Source organism: Mesotoga prima MesG1.Ag.4.2, from assembly GCF_000147715.2.
Lineage (GTDB): Bacteria > Thermotogota > Thermotogae > Petrotogales > Kosmotogaceae > Mesotoga > Mesotoga prima.
In genome coordinates this window covers 1,227,733-1,244,150 of sequence record NC_017934.1, presented here as the reverse complement: position 1 = coordinate 1,244,150, position 16,418 = coordinate 1,227,733, and the positions used below count along the sequence as shown (strand labels likewise).

Annotated in this window: 14 protein-coding genes; 8 read left to right on the top strand and 6 right to left on the bottom strand. The window is 43.0% G+C overall.

The window, feature by feature from the left end; all coding sequences use genetic code 11:
- Positions 1–14 precede the first annotated feature (14 nt).
- The 7 genes from THEBA_RS05980 (at position 15) to THEBA_RS05950 (ending at position 8,183) form a co-directional block, all read left to right on the top strand.
- A complete protein-coding gene (locus tag THEBA_RS05980; protein WP_236609219.1) occupies positions 15–1,013 on the top strand; it encodes a glycosyltransferase family 2 protein in 999 nt (332 codons plus the stop codon).
- Positions 1,010–2,107: a glycosyltransferase family 4 protein gene (locus tag THEBA_RS05975; protein WP_014730864.1), complete on the top strand. Its 1,098-nt coding sequence runs from the start codon at positions 1,010–1,012 to the stop codon at positions 2,105–2,107. The genes THEBA_RS05980 and THEBA_RS05975 overlap by 4 nt, the downstream gene beginning before the upstream one ends.
- 38 nt (positions 2,108–2,145) lie before the next feature.
- Positions 2,146–3,222 carry a glycosyltransferase gene (locus THEBA_RS05970; protein ID WP_014730863.1) on the top strand — a complete coding sequence of 359 codons (1,077 nt, stop codon included), beginning with the start codon at positions 2,146–2,148 and terminating at the stop codon, positions 3,220–3,222.
- Between the two features lie 51 nt (positions 3,223–3,273).
- On the top strand, positions 3,274–4,425 hold the full coding sequence (locus THEBA_RS05965; RefSeq protein ID WP_014730862.1) for an ATP-grasp domain-containing protein: 1,152 nt from the start codon (positions 3,274–3,276) through the stop codon (positions 4,423–4,425).
- A 65-nt stretch (positions 4,426–4,490) separates the two neighbouring features.
- Positions 4,491–5,714 (top strand): glycosyltransferase, encoded by a 1,224-nt coding sequence (locus THEBA_RS05960; protein ID WP_014730861.1) that lies wholly within the window; start codon positions 4,491–4,493, stop codon positions 5,712–5,714.
- Between the two features lie 86 nt (positions 5,715–5,800).
- Entirely contained in the window at positions 5,801–6,832 is a 1,032-nt protein-coding gene (locus THEBA_RS13750) for a glycosyltransferase family 2 protein (protein WP_014730860.1), read from the top strand.
- A gap of 484 nt (positions 6,833–7,316) precedes the next feature.
- On the top strand, positions 7,317–8,183 hold the full coding sequence (locus THEBA_RS05950; protein ID WP_014730859.1) for an alpha-1,2-fucosyltransferase: 867 nt from the start codon (positions 7,317–7,319) through the stop codon (positions 8,181–8,183).
- Between the two features lie 253 nt (positions 8,184–8,436).
- Here THEBA_RS05950 and fcl read toward each other — a convergent pair whose 3' ends face one another.
- The 5 genes from fcl to THEBA_RS05925 form a co-directional block, all read right to left on the bottom strand.
- Entirely contained in the window at positions 8,437–9,414 is a 978-nt protein-coding gene (gene fcl / locus THEBA_RS05945; RefSeq protein WP_014730858.1) for a GDP-L-fucose synthase, read from the bottom strand.
- Positions 9,407–9,775, bottom strand: a complete 369-nt coding sequence (locus THEBA_RS05940) for a four helix bundle protein (RefSeq protein WP_014730857.1) — start codon at positions 9,773–9,775, stop codon at positions 9,407–9,409. Before THEBA_RS05940 ends, fcl begins: the two co-directional genes overlap by 8 nt.
- Positions 9,776–9,913: 138 nt before the next feature.
- The gene (gene gmd, locus THEBA_RS05935) at positions 9,914–10,981 is read right to left on the bottom strand and encodes a GDP-mannose 4,6-dehydratase (RefSeq protein ID WP_014730856.1); all 1,068 of its coding nucleotides are present in this window, start codon (positions 10,979–10,981) and stop codon (positions 9,914–9,916) included.
- 109 nt (positions 10,982–11,090) lie between these two features.
- Positions 11,091–12,116 (bottom strand): hypothetical protein, encoded by a 1,026-nt coding sequence (locus tag THEBA_RS05930; protein ID WP_014730855.1) that lies wholly within the window; start codon positions 12,114–12,116, stop codon positions 11,091–11,093.
- Between the two features lie 914 nt (positions 12,117–13,030).
- On the bottom strand, positions 13,031–14,542 hold the full coding sequence (locus tag THEBA_RS05925) for a S8 family peptidase (RefSeq protein WP_014730854.1): 1,512 nt from the start codon (positions 14,540–14,542) through the stop codon (positions 13,031–13,033).
- Positions 14,543–15,170: 628 nt separating this feature from the next.
- Between THEBA_RS05925 and THEBA_RS05915 the strand changes: the two genes are divergently transcribed.
- Complete coding sequence (locus THEBA_RS05915) at positions 15,171–15,470, top strand: GIY-YIG nuclease family protein (protein WP_014730852.1); 300 nt, start codon at positions 15,171–15,173, stop codon at positions 15,468–15,470.
- 365 nt (positions 15,471–15,835) lie between these two features.
- Here the strand turns inward: THEBA_RS05915 and THEBA_RS05910 are convergent, their stop codons facing one another.
- Entirely contained in the window at positions 15,836–16,192 is a 357-nt protein-coding gene (locus THEBA_RS05910; protein ID WP_014730851.1) for a four helix bundle protein, read from the bottom strand.
- Positions 16,193–16,418 lie beyond the last annotated feature (226 nt).

The following is a 16,418-nucleotide window of genomic DNA, read 5'->3' as shown; positions in this document are numbered from 1 at the left end:
TGAGTGGTTTGGAATTGCCGAAAGTCTCGGTTATTATACCTGCGAGAAATGAAGAGAAGTTTATAGAGAAATGTATCGAGTCATTTCTTACCTGCGACTACCCTGGAGAACTCATAGAGGTAATTGTAGTCGATGGAATGAGCGACGATAGAACAAGAGAGATCGTTGGTGAGATTTCGAGACGAGATGATAGAGTATTGTTAATTGATAATGAAAGGAAAATCACCCCTGTTGCAATGAATCTGGGTGTCAAGACTTCGAAAGGCGATTATATCTTCTTTAGCGGTGCTCACAGCGAGATACCCTCGAACTACATCACGAAGTGTATCAAACATGCCATTGAGACGGGAGCGGACAATGTGGGCGGAGTAATGAAGACCGAACCGCGTGTCAGATCGGCTGTCGGAATTGCGATCTCAAAGGTTCTCTCTAGTCCTCTTGGGGTTGGAGGAGCCAAATTCAGGACAGGTGTGAGCAAACCTACAGAAGTGGATACTGTGCCTTTCGGCTGTTACAAGCGAGAGGTTTTCGATACAATCGGTTATTTCAACGAGAAACTAGTAAGGAATCAGGATATTGAATTCAATTTGAGATTGAAGCGCGCGGGAGGCAAAATAATTCTCTTCCCCGACATTGAGCTTACTTACTACTCACGATCGACTTTAGAAGAGCTTTGGAAGAACAACTTCGGAAATGGTTTCTGGGTTATAGCTGCAAAGAAGTATGCAGAAGTACCGTATTCTACAAGGCATCTGGTTCCACTAATGTTCGTTCTTTTCTTGCTTTTGGGGTCTCTAATTTCCCTTATTGTTTCGGCCTTTCAATTTGTATATGTTTTTTTGTTAGCTTTTTATGTTGTTGCTGTGGTCTTTTTCTCCATTAGTCATGCAATGGAAGCCAAAATGGCAGATGTCTTCTTTGCTGCGATAGTCAGCTATCCCGTACTTCACATTTCATACGGAATAGGTTCTCTGCTTGGTTTTTTGTCTTTTCTGTTTGGGGAGAAAAAATGACTAGAGTATGTGTAATCACAACCGTACATCCACCTAACGACATAAGAATATCTAAAGAGCTAAATACTCTATCTAAGGCCGGTTACGAAGTAATTTACATTGCGAAGAAAGGGAAATTCGAGAACGACAAGATCACTTATTGGCCTATAACTGAATATCAAGGACGCCTCAATAGATTAATCAAGGGCTCTAGAGAAGCTCTTCAAAAAGCACTTGATGCTAATGCTGACATATATCACTTTCACGACCCTGAGCTGATAGGCCTTGGCACAAAGCTTAAGCACCGCGGAAAGAAAGTGGTTTATGACATTCACGAAGAGTACCCTTCGGTGATTCTTTCGAAGAACTGGATACCGAAAATATTCAGATCACCGATAGCCAGATTTACAGACGTATATGAGCGACGGGCGGTCGAACAGATGAATGGCATAGTCGTGGTTGTTCCCGAACAACTGGAAAGATTCCCCAATAAGAAAGAAGTTGCTATACTGCCTAATTATCCAGAAACTGAGTTTCTAAATTCGATGCGCAAGAACACAGATGAGGAAAGAGTTCGATTCGTCTATTCCGGTTCTATAGATGTGGACAGATCAATCAAAGAAATGATAGATGCGTTCTTCATGTTAAATGACAAGTACAACATCAGTCTCGATCTGCTTGGACCAATTCACAATGAAGAACTTAAAGAATATATAAATCACAAGCAGAAGGAAAGCGATGCACTGACGTACAGGGGAGTTCTGCCTTACAACGACGCGATTGAAGTTGTTTCACAATGCGATATTGGACTGATGGTAATGCATAGAGGAAGAAGCAAAGAGATGTCTTCGCCACTGAAGATGTTTGAGTACCTCGGCCTTGGATTACCCATAATCGCGTCCGATTTCAAGAAGTGGCATGAAGTGCTAGATGAAAGACCGTGCGCCCTTTTTGTTGATTCGGATTCGGCTGAAGACATAGCCGAAAAGATGGAAATTCTCATCAAGGATGAAAAGCTAAGAAGTCAAATGAGAGATAACGCAATCGAGATTTCCAGAAAGTACACATGGAAATCTGTCGAAGACCGTTTATTAAAGCTGTATAGGTCACTTTGACGAGTTGCCGACGATTATGTTGGGAAAGGTGAAGGATTTTGAAGACACTTGTAGTCGGCTATAATCACTCTTGGAAAGACAAGAGAGTGATGAGAACCGTTGAGACCTTCTCCAAACTAGGTCATGTCTACTATCAGTTCTCTGGCGGTATTGATTTATCAGCTGCTCAACGTAATTCAGACGTTCAGAATTTCTCACTCTGCAGAGATGAAATGCCTGGAACAAGCAAAGTGATCAAGCGAATCCGTTTCGACCATGAAATTCTGAAAATGGTTGAAGAACTAGATTACGACCTGGCATATTTTCACTCGTTCCCAGCTTCCCAGCCAGTAAAAATCTTCCGTGAAGTAAAAAAGAGAGGAAAGAAACTCCTCTACGATCTTCATGAGATTATGCCGGAGCAATTTCTCCCGGAGAGACTCTCATTTCTCAATCCACTCCTATGGAAAGTGCTCAAAACCCAACTCTCTTTGGTCGATGGCGTAATCGGCGTGTCAGAAGAGGCTTTGAGAATGATGTTTGAGAAAACAGGGACTGAGAAACCGATGTTATGCCTTCCTAACTATGCAACTAGCGGAGTATCGCCAGAAAACTGTGTCAAGAACGCAGAAATCGCTGTTGTTGGAGGCACACATAGAAAGATCTCGATAGACAGCAGATTGCTGAACGAGATCAAGAGGAATTTCAAATTGATTTCAATAGGAACAACCTGCAACATTGCCGATGAGGAGCTGCCATTCATGGATTATGAACTAATGATGGAAAGAATATCTAAGGTAAAATTCACTCTGTTGGCCTTTCAAAGTAGAAGAGATCCGCAGTACGCAAATGACATCTACTCATTGCCAAATAAGTTCTATGACTCTCTGGCAGCCGGAACTCCCGTCATTATTGACAAAAGATTCGTATCGATGAAAGAGATCGTTGAAGAAACCCAAACCGGCATTATTCTTGATCTTCTTGAAGAACCGAAAGATCCATCTTTGATTCTGAATGCACTAGACTCTTATGGTTGTTTTTTGGACAATCTCAGAGCAAATTATGATAGGTTTGTGTGGGATAATTCAAAAGAGAGTGCTTTTGTAGATTTCATCACTGCTATTCTGGATAGTTAAGAATATGAAATGAGTTTACAACCAGTATTGTGAGTCTCGAAGAGGTGTGAGTTGCTTACTAGGCTAAAGAGATACTTTTCAATAAGAATACTGGGCAATCCCGACATCAGGAATCCAAGAGAAGATGATGTGGAGCTTTACAAACCTTGCGATGTTATCGTTGATTGGCCTCGAGAGAAGAAGAAACCATTTGTAGGATTGACTCGTGACACAAACGAAAATCCGCACTGGACAAAATACAGGAGGTTTCTGAAGAACAACGGCTTCGATTTCGAGATATTCGAATACCATCGTTCAGACTGGCTAGAAGCGGCAAAGAATTTTGACTTGATAATCTGGTCCCCGAATAGCGGTCCCGCTGAACTGGACGAGATAAAGAGAAAGATTTACATTCTCGAGAAGAAGCTGGGCAAGAAATGCTTTCCCGACTATGAAACGCTTCTCCTTTGCGATGACAAGGTAATGTCTACATACTTTCTGAAAATGAATGGGCTACCCGTTGCGGATACCTTCATTTCTAACGATTACCACGAAATCGAGCAAATGAAGACGAAATTCTTATTTCCTCTAGTTTCAAAACGTTTTCACGGCGCTAGCTCAAGGGAAGTAGATCTAATTAAGAACCCTGCACAGCTTTCCCGGTTTTCTCGCAGGGCATTCTCTTTCTATGGAAAGAAGTGCAGCAATGCATACTTTCGTCAGAAGAACTACGTTTACCTTCAGAGATTAGTAAATGGAGATGGCCTTGACGTAAGGGTGAATGTTGCAGGAAACGTAGTAACTGGTTACTTTCGGAAACCCAAAAGAAACGACTTTAGAGCCTCGGGTAGTGGAATAGTTATAAAGGAAGATCTTCCTCTGGAAGCAGTCGAGATTGCTCTGAAGACGTATGGCCTTATCGGAAAGGCAATGCTTGGAGTCGACATGATGAGGGACAGAGAAGGCAAATTCTGGATAATCGAAATCTCTCCATTTATCGGAGTCATTACTCCAATACAGATGAAAGTAGACAACGTTCCAGGCTGTTATTTTCTTCTTGAAGATGGAACTCTTGAATTCAAAAAGGATAACTATTGGCCGCAGGAATTGGCAATGAAGAACTTCTTAGAGCGGAACTACCTCCTTCCTGAAGCCGAATGGAAGAGCAATTTCGTCCTTTCAGTAGTGTCTGAAAAGAAGCTCAAGAGGAATTTCAAGGGCTGAAAGCTTGATACTCATCGTGAATCTTCCGTATCAGCTATCCAGTCAAAATGACTAAAGGTGAGCCCATGAGTAGAGAGACGCCAAGCGTACTGATCTTCTCAGAGATGTTCCCAAAACCAAAAAGCTCGTCTAGTGGTGTCTTCATAGTCGAGAGGCTTAAGGCGCTGACAGAGTTAGGTGTGCCTTTCGATTTCGCTCCGGTTTCTACATTTGATAACTTCCCAATTAGGCTTGTGAAAAAGCTGAAAGGATATTCCCCATCTGAATCAGTAAAGTCGGTGAACTTGAATGAGAAGCACTACCCCGTATTAAATGTCTCTCTTGGCTTAAGAGATCGCATTGGGCTGATTAGACAGGAAGCCAATTCGTGGGTGAAATACGCTCGGGGAATGGCAACTGCCATTGAGAAGAACAAGAAGATCCAGGAATTCCGTTTGCTTCACGCTCACAGAGTCTTCCCGGAGGGATATGCCGCTCTGCTGCTTTCTGAGAAGTACAATGTTCCATATATAGTTACCGCCCATGGTGGTGAGATTCACTCCATTTCAAACAACAACAAGGCTTTCGTAAAAGAGGTGCTTGAAAAGGCAGCAAAGGTAATCTTTGTGAGCAAGGCTTTGATGAGAGATGCATCTGAGAAACTGGATTATGACAAGTCCAATGGGATTGTCATCCCAAATGGAGTAGATACCAACGTATTCAAACCTATGGACAAGGAAGAGGCAAGAAGGAAGATGAGCCTGCCGCTCGATAAGAAGATCGTGGGTTTTGTCGGTAATCTAATGGAAGTGAAAGGAGCAGATCGACTTCCGGCAATCGCGGAAGAGCTAATGAAGCTCAGATCAGACGTCTTCTTCCTCATTGTAGGTGATGGCCCTTTAATAAACACGCTAAGGGAATGTATGCCTACGGATTTGACGCACTTCGCCGGCAGAGTAGAATACGAACTCATGCCAGTAGTCATGAATGGAATCGATGTCCTTGTCATACCCAGCAGACAAGAAGGTTTTGGAACGGTTATTCTTGAGGCTAGAGCTTGTGGAGCTAGAGTAGTAGGAACCAATGTGGGAGGGATACCGGAAGCCATTGGAGATGAGCGACTTCTCTCAAGTAACAGCGAAGACCTCTCAGAGGAGCTAGCTCAAAGAATTTCATGGATTATTTCGGATGAGCTCGAGTTTGACACTGTGAGTCACTGTGTGCCCTCATATGATTGGCACGAAATAGCTAGGAAAGAGCGGGATATCTACGAAGAAATTATAGGAGAGACAGCTAAGTCTCACCGTTAGCTTCAGTACGAATCTTTGGGAAATTGTTCCGTTGTACGTTCGAACATCTAATTCGTCATTAGCAACCACGGGAGGAGAGTTCGGTGATGGACAAAAGGTTGTCCACTTCAGCAGGTGTTCAAGAAAATGTGGCCGTCACAGTGGTGGTACCTGCATACAATGCTGAGAGATTTATTGAAAGAACGCTCAGGACCATCATAGCCCAGCAAGGCGTAGATTTCGAAGTGATAGTTGTCAACGATGGATCAACAGATGGCACAGAAGAAGTGGTTAGGTCAGTGCTAGATTCATCTCAAAACTCAGCGACTTTCTCAAGGATAATTAGAACAGAAAACTCCGGCGTTAGTTCGGCAAGGAACATGGGTCTGATTTCCGCTAGAGGAGAATACGTTATATTCTTCGACTCAGATGATCTAATGTCAAAAGACTGCCTAAGTAACATATACAGAAAGGCTCGTGAGACGCGGGCTGAAATTTTGGCTTTTGGATATGACGTTGTTGACTTTAATGGCCAGACGATCCGGAGATTCGAAGACAAATACCAATATTTATGTGAACCTACAGATGGAAGAACAGTCCTTCTTCTTATGATGAAAAACAAGACGTGGTTGTGGACGGGAAGTGTCTTGTACAACAAATCATTTTTGCGAAAACACATGCATAAGTACCAAGCCGGAGCCACAAACGGCGAAGACGTGGAGTTCACTATGAAAGCGCTCTATGTTGCAGAAAAAGTGGTATTTGAAGAACAATCTCTTGCAAAGTCAGTGATTAGGATTCGCTCAGCATCAAGGATAAACGATTACAGACACTTCCACACAGTAGGGGCTCTCAGAAGGTTGAGGAGGTTTCTGGAAGCACATGGTGCACAAAGGGAGATCATGGAGATGATGGATAGTAACCTGATTCCGAGAGCATATGTTGGTGCAATCGCGAGTCTTGCTCTTGGTGGATTCCCAAGTAGGAAACTTATTAATCTCATGAATGTCCAGATTATTAGTGAGCAGATACGCAGATACGAAGGACAATCAATGAAAGATAAGCTCGTAAAAGTCCTCTTGATGCACTTTCCGAACCTCTACTTCAGCTATTTGAGGTATAAAGGGAAGAGACTGTGAGAGTTTATAATACTGCGGACACTTTGAGAATTGAAGTTTGTGCAATTCTTTGGTATCTCCGAAAACTTGGCTCTTGGCAAATGAGGTATCTGAATGAAATCCTTTAGTCTCTTTTGCTGAATCAACGTATTTCTAGGTGGCCGTTACTTGACAGACTTTGTGCTGTGGTCAATCATGATAATGTTTTCATGAAAGTATGTGGTGAAACGAGCTGAAACTTACAAAGAGAGTTTAGAACCCAACAGATCGCTTTTTTACAATTTAACAAATATCCTTTGAATCCAGCTTTATGAAGTCAGTGCGCTGAAATCAAGTGAAGATTGAAGACTTCTAAGTGACATTCTTAGGCATAGAAGGGCAAATGACTTTGGTTGTTTGGACTCTTAAGTTATTCAAGATCTCAAAAGAAGCAAGACAATGTTTTAAATGTAAGAGTTTCTTGTCTGAGTGATTTTTCTTTCATCAGGAACCGGGTGGTGTGATTATGCGTGTAGTTTGGTTTGGCGGAGGACTGGGTAATCAGATGTTTCAATATGGTCTCTACTGTTTTCTTAAAAAGAACAATCAGGAAGTGAAAGCTGACTGCACTCAGTACTCGACAACACCAATGAATAATGGATTTGAGCTTGAAAGACTGTTTAATTTGGATATTGCTCATGCTAATCTTGACGTCATTTCAAAGTTGACAGGTGGGAATCGACTTAGCCCCAGGAAAGTCATTTGGAAGCTATTCAGAAAACCAAAAGTGTACTTTGAAGAAAAGATCCCATTTTCTTTTGACCCCGATGTTTTGAAAGGAAACAATCGTTACTTAAAGGGCTACTGGCAGAATATGAATTATCTTGAGCCCTGTGCAAAAGAATTAAGAGATGTCTTCACTTTCCCTGCTTTCAGTTCTGACAATAATAAACGATTAGCCGACGAAATCGCTAAGGTAGAAGCCGTAGGCGTGCACTTTAGGAGAGGAGACTTTCTTAAAAGCAGCAATTTGGGATTGTTCGGTGGCATATGTAGTGATCAATACTATCTTCGAGCAATTCAAACTATGGAGAATACGGTTGTAGAACCAGTCTTTTATGTTTTTTGTGATGACCCTCAGTGGGCCAAAAATAGCTTCTCTGATGCTCGTTTCACAGTAATTGACTGGAACATAGGCTCGAATAGTTACAGAGATATGCAGCTTATGAGCCTCTGCAAACATAATATCATAGCAAATAGTACTTTCAGCTGGTGGGCAGCATGGCTCAACAGAAACCCTAACAGAACTGTAATTGCACCTGAAAGAATGGTGAACAGAGATCTGGATTTTTCTGGGATCTTTCCTAATGATTGGATCAGATTACAAGGGTGAGATGAGAACTTACTCATTACTCTTAATTTGATTGAAGTCAGCAACGATGCAATTAATAAAGTATGTGCAGGATATGATCAAGCGAAGTTCTGGGCGCTTTCAGAACTCTTTTTTGTGAGTAAAACAATCAGGGTACTTTTCCTAGTGGTTTCTAGGAATGGAATCAATGAAGGTTTGAAAAAATAGTAGCACAAGGTGTTAATATCATTGGGAGGAACTGACGCTTGAAAAGCAATTCGACCTTCCTAGTCTATTAAAGATAAGTTTTGCTAAACCACTCATAAGTCTTCTCTAAGCCCTTCTTCAATCCTATCCTGTGTCTCCAACCAGCTTCATGAATCCTAGTTACATCGAGCAGTTTCCTGGGTGTCCCGTCTGGTTTGGAAGTATCGAACTTCAACTCACCCTTGCATCCTACAACTTCTCCAATGAGCTCTGCAAGTTCTCTTATTGTTACGTCTTCTCCAGTTCCTACGTTGAAGAAGTCATTTCCCGAGTAGTTCTTCATGAGAAAGAGACAGGCGTCTGCCAGATCATCCACAAACAGAAATTCTCTCCTGGGGGTACCCGTTCCCCATATTTCAACATAAGGAGCTTTGTTTACCTTTGCTTCGTGGAACTTTCGAATCAGCGCTGGTAATACATGGCTTGTGTTCAGATCGAAGTTATCATTTGGTCCATATAGATTCGTAGGCATAACGCTTATGAAATTAGTCCCGTATTGCTTATTGAAGTACTGGCACATCTTCATGCCGGAGATCTTTGCAAGTGCATAAGGTTCATTTGTCTCTTCAAGATATCCGGAAAGAAGATACTCTTCCTTTATCGGCTGAGGCGCCAACTTAGGATATATACAAGAGCTTCCGAGAAACAGAAGCTTTTTTACTCCGAATTCATGAGAGGCCTTTATGACATTACATTCGATCATGAGGTTTATGTATATGAAGTCGGCAGGATATACGCTGTTTGCCTGTATTCCTCCAACCTTTGCCGCGGCGAGAAATACATATTCCGGCCTCTCCTTCTCGAAGAACTCCCGTGTTGCCTTTTGATTAGTCAGATCAAGCTCTTCGAAGGTTCTGGTGACTATGTTCCTAAAACCCTCAGACTCTAGCTTCCTCATAATGGCCGAACCAACAAGCCCATTGTGACCGGCGACGTAGATCTTGGAATCGGTTGTGAGTTGAGAGTAGTGCGTGGAGGAATAAGCTCCCTTTTCTTCTTCAGTCATTATTTTCTCCCTTCTTTCTCAGAGAAGAAATTAATGCATTCATCATTCTCTGAATTGTTGCACGTCTTTCTTCGAGTTTAGCATAGTTCTCTTGACTCACAAATCTCAGCCTGTGACTAATCTCAAGCTGAGTCCCGATTTCAAATAATGACCCTCTAGCTAAATGGAGGAAGTTTATTAGTTCTTTCCTCCCATTCCTTCCACTGCCTTCAGCTAGATTTGACGGTAAAGAGACTGCGGCTCTCCTTAGTTGTGAAATCAAACCGAATTTCTCGCTTTCAGGAAAGGATTCGGTAGTCTTGTATATGTCAACAACGAAATCTATGCTTTTCTTATATACATCTAGGTCTTTGTAGAACATATTCCTAACCTCCGTACTACAGTTCTCGAACGGTCATTAACATAACATTCATTACTCAGAACTCTCCATTCTCCACACTCCGCTTCCCACTCTCGGCTCACTACTTTCTACTCACCACTCTCCACCCTCAACTCTCCACTATCCGTTGTACTGCTTCTTATACTTCTCATACTTCGCGGCTTCGAGATCGGCTTTCATCATTATCTCAACGAGTTCTTTGAATTTGACTTCAGGTTGCCAACCTAGCTTATCTCTTGCCTTGGTTGGATCTCCAAGGAGTAACTCTACTTCTGTTGGCCTAAAGTAATCAGGGTCTACTTCAACGACTATCTTTCCCGTCTTTGAGTTGATTCCCTTCTCTTCAACGCCAGTTCCACTCCAATGAATATCTATTCCTGCTTCTTTGAAAGACAGTTCGACGAATTCTCTTACAGTATGGGTTTCTCCAGTGGCTATGACAAAGTCTCCCGGTTCTTCCTGCTGGAGCATCAGCCACATTGCCTTCACGTAATCAGGAGCATACCCCCAGTCTCTCTTCGCGTCCATGTTTCCAAGATATAGCCTGTCTTGAAGGCCATGTGATATTCTTGAAGCTGCCCTTGTGATCTTTCTGGTAACGAATGTCTCTCCTCTTCTTGGTGACTCATGATTAAAGAGGATGCCATTGCTCCCAAAGATCCCATAGGCTTCTCTGTAGTTAACTGTTATCCAGTAAGCGTATAGTTTGGCCGCTGCATATGGACTTCTAGGGTAGAATGGCGTTGTCTCTTTCTGAGGAGTTTCTTGCACTTTCCCGTAAAGCTCACTTGTAGATGCCTGATAGAACTTGGTCTTCTTCTCGAGTCCGAGAAAGTGTATCGCTTCCAGCAGTCTGAGAGTCCCTAATCCGTCTGAATTAGCGGTGTATTCTGCCGTCTCAAAAGAGACCTTGACATGACTCTGGGCAGCGAGGTTATATATTTCATCAGGTTGTATCTCTTGAATGAGTCTGATCAGATTAGTTGAATCCGTCAAGTCTCCATAATGAAGAAAGAGATTGACATCTCTTTCATGAGGATCCTTGTATAGATGATCAATTCTCTTCGTATTGAAACTGCTTGATCTCCTTATTATTCCATGAATTTCATAACCCTTATCCAACAACAATTCTGCAAGATAAGATCCATCTTGGCCGGTAATACCCGTGATTAAGGCGTGTTTCTTCATACAACAACCTCCTGAATGTTTTCAGCTTGTAGTTCATCACAACTTCAAGAATACGTTTTCAGTGTAGTGTCTAGAGTAAAAGCCAAGCATGCCCCTATTCAGGGCATAACTAGTTGGTGACTAAGCCAGGCTTCTCGAGATAATTCTCCAGATCTCTTTTAATTATTGAGGCAATACATCGAGTTGAATTGCTGTCAATGATTGAGTCATATTTTTCCTTAAGGTTGAACGGTTTATCCAGACACTTAATTAGTTGCTTTCTAAAGGATCTTTCGTCATCAACACGAATAACAATCTCAGACATGCGTGTGTACTCAAAGTCTTTCGATTCCGGCGGATACCTTCCGATCATGTAACAATAGTTTACTGCGCTCTCAAAGAACCTAACAGTCACAGGATTTATGTCGAAACCTTTTCGACTACCATCGATTCCTCCAGAAGATACAAGACTAACCCTAGCTTTTCCCAAAAGATGAGCAAACTTTCGCCTATCTCTGAAATCGCCAATCAAGCCATCCTTTGTTGACCAATAATTCAGAACGCCATCTTCTATCCTTTGATAAACATATTCGATGCCATTTTCTGAAGCCATCCTCAACATCCACTTATGAAGAAGGGGATTCTTTCTACCTATTTGAAGCACATCGAGTTGCTTCTCCGGTATTCGGTTCAGCTTCCAGGTTTCCGGCACAGAAAACGGCAAGAATCTCACGTTATCGTGATAAAGACTTAAGTGTTCAAAAGTCTCGTATGATGAAACATAGTAGAAGGGAAATACCTTACAAAGCCTTCGTAGCGAGTTATACGATGAGGTTGGTGTATCAATGAAGATCGGTACGAGTTTCAACTTGGACTTCAGAACAAACCTGATATTCTCTGGTGCCATTAGATAAACTATCCCAATTTTTCCCCTACACCCGTTAATAATTCTCTTCACTATGGGCAGAGCATACTTAAATGTCTTTGGATCGCACAATAATCTAGAGAACTTCCTTGGCTTTGTGAGTTCTTCCAGAGGCAAAAACAGCAAGTTAGAGATCTCATCTTCCCAATCAAAAATGCACTTCCATGACGGAGATTGTGCAAAGTTTCTTGCAGTTAAGATCGAAACTCCATGTAATGTCTTGCTCTGCAATTTCCATCTCACCTCTTGTAGTTGACCGTAAACTCCATCTTCGTCATTGCATGCACACCTGCACTTTCAATTTAGTTTATCACTTCATTGCTCTTGTCAAATCAATACAGTAATCTGTCGTGCGTTGACGATGTTCTGATATTTCTTAGAAGTCGAATACACTGGATATAACTCCGCTGAGACTCTTTTGGGAAGATTATGCAACACTAAGAACGAAACACACCAAAATCCAGAGACTAAATGAAAGGGTTTAGTGTACTTATGATCCCAAGTGCTCGCATGCTCATCTGCGCGAAGACCAATAATACTTGTCAAACACTTCTACACTAATCTGCAATACTCCACATTTCCGCTTCAGGAATTTCACTTGTTTACGGAATATTGGTGTTCCGTCATATTTTTCACGGTCGCTTGATGAGCGATACTTCATCTGACAAAGAATTAGATCGTGGATAAAGAGCAAAATGAGACAGTGTCGACCGGATTGCCACCATTTAGAGAAGTTTGTTCGTTGACAGAAATTTTTCTCAGTCTTCTCTGACTTCAATTTTCCTGTTGTTTCGATAAACTCAATACATATACCTGGAACAACTTCCCTAAACGGGTTATTCAAAACTTTCAAATATGAACCAACGTCATCGAAACTCATCATCTGCATATACAATTAAGAGATAGGAACTCACTGATAACCAGCACGAAGTTAGGATTTTCCTATATCTTTGACAAGTGTGAATCACAAGTGTAGCAAACCCACCTGCATAAATTCAGAATACCTTACTAGAAGGAAGGACAAGGACGATTCTATCAGAAATATTCCCAAACTTCAGCCCAGGCGATTCGGACTGTTTTGCTGTTCTATTTCAAGTCTTTCCCATCAAGCCTCAATAATCAAGCGCCGTTCATCACCTAGAATGTTACTTGCTGTAACTGTTTTCTGGAAATACACCGTCCCAGGTGTACCCAGCTGCTGAAACGTCAGTCACTACTGTTGAATATGACCCCGATGGTGCATTGACAACTGTGAACTTGGTGACTCCGGAAGTATCTGTTGTGATCGTACCGACAAAGTACGGGGAGCTACCGTTATTGAGATAGACCTCTATCGAAACACTTGCTCCGACGACAACCGGGTCCAGCTGAACTGAAACATACATATGTTTGGCATTTCTGCTCAATGAATAGCTGATATTGGAAACTGTTACTGTACCGGGTTCGGGATCAGTGTCCGAAGCGGGAGGAGTAGTTACAGAGGCCGCTTGAACTGCGAGATCCGCTCTGACCAGCCCATATCCCTGATGCTCCTGTTTCAGTCCAAGATTTTCTGCCGTTTGTTGAAGAATCAATCTAACCTCGGCGTTTGTAAGCGTAGGCTTTGCAGCAAGAACAAGTGCAGCCACTCCAGCAACATGGGGCGAAGCCATAGAAGTCCCACTATAATAAGCATGGTCGCCTCCGGGAATAGTGCTTAATATGCTTACGCCGGGGGCAATTAATTCAACGTCAGGACCTGTGCTGGAGAAAGTCGCTCTCGCGTCGTTCGAATCTGAAGCCGCGACAGCTATGACAGAGGCGTATCCTCCAGGATACTCAACGGTGTCCCTATTTCCAGGTTTGTTACCGCTGTTCCCTGCCGCAGCGACGATGAGAATTCCGTCGGCAAAGGCCGCATTGCAAGCATCCTCGAGGGACTGCATATCGCTTGAAGTACCCAGGCTCATGTTTATTACATCAATGTCATTATCGATTGCCCATTGGATACCCCAGATAATCGATTCGAGAGTTCCGCTTCCCGAAGCGCTGAGAACCTTTACGGGAACAAGGGTAGCGTCTGGTGCCACACCGTATACTCCGTCATTATTGGAGTAGATCGCAGCAACAGTCCCCGAAACATGCGTCCCGTGGCCATTGTCGTCAAAGCTCGAACCAATTCCTGTGAAATCCACTCCTTCAGAGACTCTACCGGCGAGATCAGGATGGCTTGGATCGATTCCTGTATCGAGAATGGCAACCTTAACCCCTGCTCCTGTTGATGTCTCCCATGTAGGAAACTCGAAGGACTCCTCTCCAAAGATCCTGTTCATACCCCACAGATACTGCTCTTCAAGGGCATGAAGCTCTATGTTTGGTTCAACATAGACTACATGAGGATTTCTCAGCAGCCCGTCAATTGCCTCAACGGGAATCTTCGCAGACAAAGCTTTGATAAAACCGAATTCCGCAAAGACCTCGCCACCGAACGCCTTGACCAGACCCTTGTCGGGCAGACCGGAGAAACCTATGATCACCCTCGCCTGCCCATCCACAGCTTGCACTGACCAATCAATCGCTGGCGAACGCGGAACATCTATGCTCTTTACACACCCTGAAACCATAAAAGCAATAACTAAAACAATCAAGCCGATAGATACGGCAATATTCCTCTTCATATCTTCACCCCCATGATTCTATTCGGCATAGTATACAACTAAAGCAAACCAATCCGTGATGACTAACACGAGTCGATCGTATGAACTATCCAGCTCAAGTAATTCTGCTGACCGCTGTGAAGACAACGTTTTCCGTCAGCGGTCCTCCGTCCTCAGAATAAGCCCATAGATTTCTCATCTGAATAACTAAGCGAAAATAGGGACTGACGATTCTCCTCACGTCTGTCCCATTTTTCGCGATATAGACAAAGATTTTGACCAGAAGCTTCGTCAGAATGCCCTGATGAGCGCCTCTTCTGTCATCCCGTAGTGCTCCTGTACGGGATCTCGTACCTAGAAACCGCTGAGCGCTGTAAGCGAAAATAGGGACTGACGGGCCCTTAGCGTCTGTCCCATTTTTTCGCGTGCATGCTTCGTAAAACCCAAAAGACCAGATCCTGACCAAGAGCATTGTCAGGATGACGTGAAAGGGAGTCATCCCGTAAAGCCTGCCCTGATGGACGTTTCTTCTGTCATCCCGTGATGTTCCTGCACGGGATCTAGTCCTTCTCTTCACAGGCACTCATCAAGAGCAAATCACAATGCTATCATAATAATACTCATTTTCTGATTCATATGAGGTGATGTAATGAATTCGGGGTTTGTTTACATAATGACAAATCCTTCCAGAAATGTGTTCTATATTGGTGTAACAAACAATCTCTTTCGAAGGGTCTTTGAGCACAAGAACAAGATGATAGAAGGCTTCACTCATAAGTACAATTGTGTAGTCGTTGTCTACTATGAGTACTTTGAAACAATCAAAGAGGCTATCAGAAGAGAAAAGCAGCTGAAAAGCTGGAAGAGAGAATGGAAACTGAGGCTGATTAAGACAAGAAATCCAGACCTTCGAGACCTTTGGGAAGACATAAGAGAAAGTTATCGTTAGATACAAAAAGATACAGCATCTTGATCTGCATAAGTCAATGACAACTTCAGGTTTAGAAATTAGATGAAGCTATTGTGACCCAGATCCTGACCAGGAGCATTGTCAGGATGACGTGAAGGGATGTCATCACTTAAGCTTATTCTGATGAGCGCCTCTTCTGTCATCCCTTTAGCCTGCACTGAAATCCACTCACGCGCGAACAGCCGTTCGCCCCTACAAAAAGAATCGCATAATTGTCTGACATTGTCATCCCGTAATGATCCTGCACGGGATCTCATCTCCCGCATAGCGGAAATGGCCTGCGTCAGCAGACTGTCTCTTTTCTGCCTCCTGCGCAGCAGCCTCACTTCCCGACAAAGTCGAGCTCACTTGTTATTCCTAAGGTACTTCGTCATAGCAACTATCTTATGCGAAAGATCCTCGATTCTCTTTTGAAGAGTTGAGAAATCTTCTTGAGTCAGGTATCCAATCTCCCTCGCAATATAGAGCTGGGTTATTAATTCATAGAGTGACCCTCTGGCAACACTCAGGAAGTTAATGAAGTCCTTTGCAGATGAACGACCTTTCCCTTCTGCGATATTAGAGGGTACAGAAACCGCAGCTCTTCTTATTTGGTCGGTTAGACTATAGAGCTCTTTCTTAGGGAATTTCTCTGTGAGAACATAAACATCCTTTGCAAGCTCAACACCCAGCTTCCAGATATTAAGCCTTTCGATCTCCATGATCTATCCTCCTCAAAATGAACTGAGGATAATATATCATCTGAAAACTCACCATTCAAGTACTTTCATGCAGTCATTTTGTTTTGTTGTTTGCCTCCTGGCGCGAAAGCGCCAGCATCACTTCCCGACGAAGTCGGCATCACTTCCCCGGATGGTCTTCCGGGCCTCACTTCCTGCGGAGCAGCATCACTTCTTAATTGATCGCCGATGATCTTCGGCGCCTTGC